Annotated in this window: 2 protein-coding genes; one reads left to right on the top strand and one right to left on the bottom strand. The window is 68.4% G+C overall.

Features of this window, described 5'->3' with window-relative positions:
• Positions 1–105: 105 nt before the first annotated feature.
• Positions 106–291: a DUF4240 domain-containing protein gene (locus B7767_RS41320; protein WP_085576329.1), complete on the bottom strand. Its 186-nt coding sequence runs from the start codon at positions 289–291 to the stop codon at positions 106–108.
• Between the two features lie 267 nt (positions 292–558).
• Here B7767_RS41320 and B7767_RS41315 point away from each other — a divergent pair, with 267 nt between their 5' ends.
• A complete protein-coding gene (locus tag B7767_RS41315; protein WP_085576328.1) occupies positions 559–957 on the top strand; it encodes a hypothetical protein in 399 nt (132 codons plus the stop codon).
• Positions 958–1,056: the final 99 nt, after the last annotated feature.

Here is a 1,056-nt window from a genome sequence, read left to right as displayed (position 1 = left end):
CGTGCCGCCGGACGCGGAACGAACGCGGGCAACCAGGACACCCAGAACCGTTCGGGATGTCCGCAGTGTCCAGGCATGGGTCCAAGACTCACTCCTGCTCACTGACTAGGAACGGTTCGTATAGGAGTCCGCCATCAGGTCCCACAGCACCTGCTGGGCGGCGACGATCTCCTCGGCCGGACGCGTGGCCAGCTGCGAGGCCGCCCGGCCGGCGACGTCCTCGCCGTCGTCCGGGTCGGACGCCTGATGGCGGGCTGACTCGATGAGCTGCCAGAACTGCTGTCTGTCCACGGCGGCAGAGCATGGCACCCGGTTCTGACATCGGGCCGGTCCCGGGAGCTTTGTCCACCGGAGCGGCAAGGGCCTGCCTGACCCCCTGTCACATCCGAGGGGCGTACATGGTCAAGAGGTCGACGATCCCGAAGAGTCCGGGCGGACGCGACCGCCCACCTCCGTTCAGCGGGTTCCACCGAGGGGGCGCATCGGCGCCTTCCCGCACCGGTCGCTCAACGGCCCTGCTGCCGTGCGGAACGGACCGAACACGAGGAGCAGCACCTCATGCGCGGAATCAAGAACACGGTCTACGGCGCCGCCGCATGTCTGGCACTGACGGTCGGAGCCGTGGCCGCGTTCCCGGGCACCGCGGCCGCGGCCGACACGATCACGGTCTGCAAGGACGCGTACCAGAACCACTGCGGGCACGCCCCGACCACCGTGTCGGACGCCCTCAAGCAGGTCAGCCCCGCAGCGCAGGACAGCATTTCGTCCATCGCGAACCCGACCAGCACGCCGATCTGCTTCTACGAGCACAACAACTTCCAGGGGCGAAGCTTCGTGCACTTCGGCCCCGGGAACATCAACAACCTCGCGAACGTATGGGTCGACGGAAAGCCCATGAACGACGTCATCTCGTCCTGGAGGCCCCACCCCCATGGTGGTCCTGGGCCTTGCGCGTGAACCGGGAACCACCGTCGGCCGGCCGTCCGGGACCCGGCCGCCACGCCCGCGTTGATCGAACGGCTCGGTCATGACCCCGAACCGGCCTCCAGCGCGGGT

This window comes from Streptomyces sp. 13-12-16 (assembly GCF_002114215.1).
In the GTDB taxonomy this organism is placed as follows: domain Bacteria; phylum Actinomycetota; class Actinomycetes; order Streptomycetales; family Streptomycetaceae; genus Streptomyces.
The sequence above is the reverse complement of the archived record's forward strand: the minus strand, read 5'-3'. Positions and strand labels throughout refer to the sequence as shown.

Bases quoted from the DNA above. Each gene is read 5' to 3' on its own strand.
- B7767_RS41315 (WP_085576328.1), top strand. From the start codon at position 559: ATGCGCGGAATCAAGAACACGGTCTACGGCGCCGCCGCATGTCTGGCA.